Source organism: Candidatus Methylarchaceae archaeon HK02M2 (assembly GCA_024256165.1).
In the GTDB taxonomy this organism is placed as follows: Archaea; Thermoproteota; Nitrososphaeria; order Nitrososphaerales; family JACAEJ01; genus HK02M2.
The window spans coordinates 1-6,250 of record JAKLZG010000036.1; the positions used below are offsets into that span (position 1 = coordinate 1).

Annotated in this window: 10 protein-coding genes; 8 read left to right on the top strand and 2 right to left on the bottom strand. The window is 37.1% G+C overall.

Annotated elements, in window-relative coordinates; genetic code table 11:
- The 6 genes from L6N96_02965 to L6N96_02990 all read left to right on the top strand — a co-directional run.
- On the top strand, positions 1-240 hold a 240-nt coding region (locus L6N96_02965; protein MCP8323124.1), incomplete at its 5' end, for a hypothetical protein.
- 394 nt (positions 241-634) lie between these two features.
- A complete protein-coding gene (locus L6N96_02970; GenBank protein ID MCP8323125.1) occupies positions 635-1,048 on the top strand; it encodes a hypothetical protein in 414 nt (137 codons plus the stop codon).
- A 14-nt stretch (positions 1,049-1,062) separates the two neighbouring features.
- Positions 1,063-1,518, top strand: a complete 456-nt coding sequence (locus L6N96_02975) for a hypothetical protein (protein ID MCP8323126.1) — start codon at positions 1,063-1,065, stop codon at positions 1,516-1,518.
- 23 nt (positions 1,519-1,541) lie between these two features.
- On the top strand, positions 1,542-1,868 hold the full coding sequence (locus L6N96_02980; GenBank protein ID MCP8323127.1) for a recombinase family protein: 327 nt from the start codon (positions 1,542-1,544) through the stop codon (positions 1,866-1,868).
- A gap of 225 nt (positions 1,869-2,093) precedes the next feature.
- Positions 2,094-2,339, top strand: a complete 246-nt coding sequence (locus L6N96_02985; GenBank protein MCP8323128.1) for a hypothetical protein — start codon at positions 2,094-2,096, stop codon at positions 2,337-2,339.
- 12 nt (positions 2,340-2,351) lie between these two features.
- Complete coding sequence (locus L6N96_02990; protein MCP8323129.1) at positions 2,352-2,498, top strand: hypothetical protein; 147 nt, start codon at positions 2,352-2,354, stop codon at positions 2,496-2,498.
- Positions 2,499-2,743: 245 nt separating this feature from the next.
- Here L6N96_02990 and L6N96_02995 read toward each other — a convergent pair whose 3' ends face one another.
- Both L6N96_02995 and L6N96_03000 read right to left on the bottom strand, forming a co-directional pair.
- Positions 2,744-3,790, bottom strand: coding sequence for a hypothetical protein (locus L6N96_02995; GenBank protein ID MCP8323130.1), 1,047 nt, complete (start codon positions 3,788-3,790; stop codon positions 2,744-2,746).
- A gap of 75 nt (positions 3,791-3,865) precedes the next feature.
- Positions 3,866-4,693, bottom strand: coding sequence for a hypothetical protein (locus tag L6N96_03000; protein MCP8323131.1), 828 nt, complete (start codon positions 4,691-4,693; stop codon positions 3,866-3,868).
- A gap of 127 nt (positions 4,694-4,820) precedes the next feature.
- Here L6N96_03000 and L6N96_03005 point away from each other — a divergent pair, with 127 nt between their 5' ends.
- On the top strand, positions 4,821-5,573 hold the full coding sequence (locus L6N96_03005) for a hypothetical protein (GenBank protein ID MCP8323132.1): 753 nt from the start codon (positions 4,821-4,823) through the stop codon (positions 5,571-5,573).
- 249 nt (positions 5,574-5,822) lie between these two features.
- Positions 5,823-6,250: site-specific DNA-methyltransferase (locus L6N96_03010; GenBank protein ID MCP8323133.1), on the top strand; the 428-nt coding region annotated here is incomplete at its 3' end.

Genomic DNA, 6,250 nt, shown 5'->3' on the forward strand with positions numbered 1-6,250 from the left:
ACACAATTGAGATACATTACACCAAACGTTTACAAAGCCTTGACACCAAAGGAAGAGCAGCCGAAACCTGTCATAAACTCTGGATACATTGAAGTTCCTAATAACAACGACTCAAGAGGTAAACCTAGAATCCAGGCAACCTCACTATCACCATCACTTGCTAACCCTTCATCCCCCTATCCCCCTGTTCCGAGCACAGTGAGGAACGACGATTCTTTGAAAGTACCTCTATCTATATAAATAAATATAGTGTTTATTTATTTGTCCCAAAGTCGTTCGTAGCGTGGGACACCAAAATGGGACACCTCAAGTGTGTTCAATCTATTCCTATCAAGTGCAATTTATTGTGGTCAGGTTCATCATAATTTTCTTCGATTGGGTAGAGTTAATGCTTCCGCTCTACCCCCAGTTGGCGGTTATCTTCACCGTCAACGCTTTGATTTTTCCCTTTGTTTTCCAGGGTGGTAGCGATCCTGCCACCCTAACGGGCAAGCAATTTAGTGCTTGCTCTGCTGACTCTTGCGCATAGGGGTCAGCACGGTTCACCAAGCTTGGAGAGTAGGGTTCACACCCCCTACTCTCAAATATCGGGCGAGCAGTCGTGCTTGCTAGTTGATTTAATAAAGGGGGACTTATGAAAAAAGTAAAGAAAATATCTGAGTGTTATCTAGAGGAAAAATACGGGATACATCATGATAGAGTGCCAAAAAGGTATCTCAACCAGTATTACATGATTGGTAATCTATTTCCACACAAGAAGATATGTTCATGGTGCATAATTAAGTTACAAGATATTGCCAAACCAATTCTTACTGATGCTGACACATATGACATGGAAATATGGAAACAAAGAAATCCAGGTTACGTTAAGGTTGCAAAGGATGTAGGTATGGATTTATTGAGAACTGAGTTAAAAAGGAACTTATTTGAGCAGCCTTATGAGCCTAAAATTACTGAAACTGGTATACCTGTTGAGTTTGGCGAGCCTGGTGAAAGAGTAGGTAATCCACCAGAAACTCCGAAGAAACCAAATGTAATAGTTTACTAGTGAGGTGTGAAGAGATGATGATAGATTTAACTAAATTATCAACCCCAACATTAAAAGCAATACGAAGAGTCCTAGTAGACGGTGCAACTGCTACTGCAAGTAAGCACAATAAATATGCCAATGCTGACGGTACAGTAAACCGTTTGAAGAAAGAGATAGCTGAATTGAAGAAATTAAATTCACGATGGCAGATGATTCAGGATGCCGATGTTGACGATGTGTTCGACTATAATGAAGATGCAAGCTATATTTTGAGTTTCAGTGATAACCATTTTAAGATGCTGATTGACAAGATAGTTAATCAGAGAGCTAAGACTGAAAAGGAGTTATCGTTAGCCGAACAAACCAAGAGTATTAGAGTGCCGAATCTAATAGGAATGCCCGAACTCAATGCTGTTGATACTGTTAGAGAGCATTTCATAGAAATGAAAGACCATCGTAGAAATGGTGGTTCAAATGAGATTGAGTAAATCTAGGGTAAAGGTATATTAACATGAGTTTAAAAGAGAGGACTACAGTTTGCAGAGTGTGTAATAAAGAAAAACCCCACTCAGAGTTTTGCAAGAAGGATTACGGGGATGTCCTTTTAATTGATACGATCTGTTTAAAATGTGCTGGTTTTGGGCGACCCTCACTAGACGAATTGATGGCACGTCCTCATGCTGGTGGGCGACCTGAACAAATTTTACCCCTTCAACTAATTCAAGACTTATACAATCAAGGATACGGATTTAAACGTATTGCTAGGATACTAAGAGAACAGGGTATCAATACCAGCCATACGACAGTCCGCAATAAGCTCATAAATAACAAAAATTAGTTATTTTACCCTGCTATTATTGGGGAATTAGTTTTATTACCCTTAACAATTACTGCTTAAACGTAGGGTAAACTTACCCTTAATTCCTAATTTCCCGATTGTTCAAGGTAAAGAAACTGGACGTTGACGTTGATTGCTGTCCGTATGTTTAAAGATTTCCATATTGGCGAGGTTTGGTGAGGCAAGGACTATTCGGAAGCAAATACTACGGAGATAACCAAATGAATGTCAATACCGCTTTGTGCAATTTGTCAGAAACCATTAAAAGGTGTGTTTCTAAAAGACTTCTTTTGTCACGACTGCTATAAGTGTTGGGAGAATCAAATTCTATCTGGCGCTGAATGGGTTAGATGGTGCGAGAATGACGAACGTAAGCGAAGGTATGAGGAAAACAAGTGGATAGGGAGAAAACCGTATCCGATTTACTTTGAGTCCTTGGAAGCCTATGTAGAAAAGGTTCGTGAAATTTAGGAGAAATAAAAAATGACGTTAACAGAGTTGAAACAATTAATTTTAGATTTAGGATTTAACGACAACGCTAAAATCGTTTTATTAATCGGTAAAGCTGGTGATGATGATTACCAAATTGTTAAAGTAGACAGTGAAGGGAAGTTAGTGACGACTACATAAGAAATTACCAGGTTCAATGGCAGAGTTTAGCCTCTGCCAATCGGCAACAAGGTGGGAAGGCACATCCTCACTTTGTGCTTTATGTAATGATGAGAAGGATCGTTACAGGTTAACTTTTTGCGTTGAATAAAAAGTGTTGGGTAGGGCTAAGGCTCTGCCCTAACGGACAGCAATACTGAATTGCTGTATTAGGAGGGAGAGCGTAGCAATGCGTTCTCTCTTTTATTGTGCCTTACTCTAAGGTTCTATAAATCGCTGGCTATTGTAAAAATGGAAGCGACTGCACCTTTTGCGGCTACTTTTGAAATGGTATCTTTTTTATCCTTTTCTTTTTCAAGATGGACAAGATTTCTAAAATGTCTTGCTGAATCTGATAAACGGGAAATACCTACCTTTAAAAGTCCTTGTTGTTCACAGGTTTGAATATAACCATCAAAATCATTCTTAATCGGCTTAACTTGCTTATGTTTTAAATATAGTCTCAATAACTCTTCAATCACACCACCAGCAAGAATCACGGCTGGTTTTGAAAAACCCCATGATGCAAGGTTATATGCCTGCTCAACATCACGAAATATTATCTTCCTTTTAAAATTGTCTTTTATGAAATTTATTCTTTTACCAAAACCCGTCTTCGTAATGTCATAATCTTGTTGGATTGCTTTCCAATTTGTTCTGCTTGGAGGCAAAGTCAATAAAATTCCTTGTTCTGCTTGATAATTAGGGACTGAATAGGTAGACTTTTTCGAATCACGAGATTGTGTGTGTATTAATCTATGCTTATCCCACTCTTCCTGCTCTTGTAAAATATCTTCAAATGATTTGTATTTTAGGATATTTTCAGAGGGTGCTACATATGCATCCCACCTAGTAAAATCGGATACGTAACCACTTAATATTGGAGTCTGAATAATGATTCCAAGAGCGGTCTTGACATCATTTTCTGACAGACCAGTATTTCGGGCAATGTCGGGAACGGTCATTTTTTTCTCAAGGTTTTCTCTGTAATGACCTTGTAGCAAATCGAATATTAGACCACAATTTTTAGATATACTTATTGCATCAGGATTTTCCTTTACTAAATAAACAAACGCTAATAAGTTAATAGAATACAGGTTATCCTTCCTTTGCAAATAGCCAATTTGTTCAAGATGGTTTAGTTCAGGTATAGATTTCTCATTATCAGCCCGAAATCGTGCTGCGTTTAAACCACTCTGAGATTTTAAGGATGCTGAGAAGATGTCGCCTAACAGTTTCTTACCTTGATTACTTAGTGCCATTTTCGTGCTCAAACACGACCTCTACATAATCAGATTCTATCCCTCGCAGTAGTGGGTGTCAATCGAGATATCATTGAAAACCTTAGCTTAGTCACCTTTTACTATTGGTGTAATTATTGCACCTGATTCCGTTTCTCTGACCTCTGCAATGAGTCTGGGTTTTTCTGAGCGATTAATCAAGTCTTTGATTATTAATTCATCCACCCACAATTTGCACTCTACTGCTTGTTTACGAGTAATTTCTTGCGCTTTGTCATAATCGTGGGCAGCATCTCTGCTTCTAACGATGTAAAACTGCCTCATGTCATTTTCGTCAACATTAATAATTTTTAATGACTTAGAATCCTCGATAATTACATCTAATTCTGGTTTTTTGTTCGTCCTTTTATATGTTATTAACTCAATAATTTTAAAAAAATTTAGAAGTATATCCGCATATAAATATTCAATAGGCGCAGAAGACCTCAATAAAAATAGGGCAGTAGTATAGTAAGTGAATACCCGTGGATAATTTAGTGAAATCCAAGTTGTTAAATCTTCACCTATTAAGATATCTCTAGCAGTTATTGTTTTCTTGCCTGATGATAATATTTCTTTATCTACAACTAGTTTAATTGATTTATCACCAGACCAAATCGATTTATATTCATCATCTGAACTAAATAATTCTTCCTTTACCCAAAAGTGACCTAGAGTTGCTACAGATAATCCCACACAACTAAATTTGAATTTGACAAAAGTCTCCTCAAATGAACATCGAGTACTTTCTTCATCTATGCGATATTTCAAGAAATAATGACCATTCTTTTTATTCAACTCAAATAGCAGGTCTTCTCCTTTTATCGGTTTAAAATCATGAGTAATGGAATGAATTTGACAATAAACAGCATTTGGTTTTGCACTTATTTTTTTCACAATTAATCCCCCAGCTTTGCAGGATTGTAATCCTATACTGAACTTATGTCAATAAGGATGACTAGGTGTGGTATAATAAATTCACGATAAATCATGTATGAGTAACTTTTAAAGGAGGCGGTATTAGATGGCAGGAGAATTAGATGCGGATGAAATTTTTGAATTAGGTACGTGGCTTGGACATCTTGAAGCTGATACTAACTTGGAAAAGCCTGAATGGACTGATATAAGGGAAGACCTGCAAAATATCTGTAGGTATAAGTCAACAAAAGGGCTGGAGTTCATAGGAAGTGAAGCCCAGGGATTCCTAAGCTCATTTGGAAGGAAATACAAAGATAAAAGCAAGAAAATAGAAGACGATGATGTTGGGTGGTTACAAACTACAATCCAAATTTGGTATGGTAGAATAACAGAAATTTCAAAAAAGTGGATTCTTTGTCTGCCACAAACACAATTAGACATAAGCAAGTTATCATCAGGTGCAAAGCCGTTCTTCAAGGAAGAGGAATGGAATGTTTTAACTGAATTAGAAAAGCAAGGGATGAACGAGGCTGCTACAAGTTTTATAGGAAATAATTTCACTGCTTCGGAGTTTATGGCATTAAGGACTGTTGAAAGTATTTTAAGAAGGTGGTATGAAAAGAAAACTGGGAACAAAATAGGAAAAGTAATATGGGGTAAAGTCCTTGATAAAATTGAAAAAGAATTTCCAGAAAAGAAGAGACCAATAGAAATTTCCGCCTTATTCCATCTTAGGAGGAGAAGAAATGCTATTGCGCATCCAGAAGCAATTTCAAATGAATCGGATGCAAGTGTGACATTCATCTATGTAATTGATGTGTGTAAAGCGGTTAAAAGTCTCCTACTACCACAAACGTAATTATGCTATTAATACAGTACTCAATCCACCAATATCATTGACATAGTAGAGCATTTTGTATATTGTTGCGTTCTCCCCTTTCCCTATTTGTCCCTACCCTCTTCAAATAAGGCAGTAGTATAGAGATACCCCGCAATCCCTTTTCGCAGTAGTGAGTGTCAATTATTGATTAAGCTACTTATCTAGTAGAAAGCTTTTTTAAATGTTGTATAATGTAGTCAAAGTATTCATGGAATATTTCAATTAGTGATGAAGATACGTCGTATTGTTCCTATATCCAAGACTATCCCACCCAAAAGGCAAGCAGCCAAAAGACATTATGGTGTACATCCCTATTTCACGAGAAGACCGTGGAATGTTGTTCAGGAATATATTAAGAATTTTACAACGAATGGTGAGGTTGTGCTTGATCCATTCGGGGGTTCAGGTATAACGGCAATAGAGTCTCTAGTTCTCGACAGGAAAGCAATCCAAGTAGATATATGCCCCCTTGCAAATTTTCTTACCGAGCAAGTTGCTATCGCACCAGTTGATCTTAATAAGTTATCAGACTCATTTCATCATATAGCGAAGAAATGCAGAAACAAAATACTCAATTTATATAAAATGCAAGAGACTGAAACTTTAAAGATAGAAATTCCATTTTGGTATCCTAGAGGAATTCGACTCCCAAAGAA

Coding starts and splice junctions, on each gene's coding strand:
- L6N96_03005 (MCP8323132.1), top strand. CDS start 4,821: ATGGCAGGAGAATTAGATGCGGATGAAATTTTTGAATTAGGTACGTGG.
- L6N96_02975 (MCP8323126.1), top strand. CDS start 1,063: ATGATGATAGATTTAACTAAATTATCAACCCCAACATTAAAAGCAATA.
- L6N96_02980 (MCP8323127.1), top strand. CDS start 1,542: ATGAGTTTAAAAGAGAGGACTACAGTTTGCAGAGTGTGTAATAAAGAA.
- L6N96_02990 (MCP8323129.1), top strand. CDS start 2,352: ATGACGTTAACAGAGTTGAAACAATTAATTTTAGATTTAGGATTTAAC.
- L6N96_02985 (MCP8323128.1), top strand. CDS start 2,094: ATGTCAATACCGCTTTGTGCAATTTGTCAGAAACCATTAAAAGGTGTG.
- L6N96_02970 (MCP8323125.1), top strand. CDS start 635: ATGAAAAAAGTAAAGAAAATATCTGAGTGTTATCTAGAGGAAAAATAC.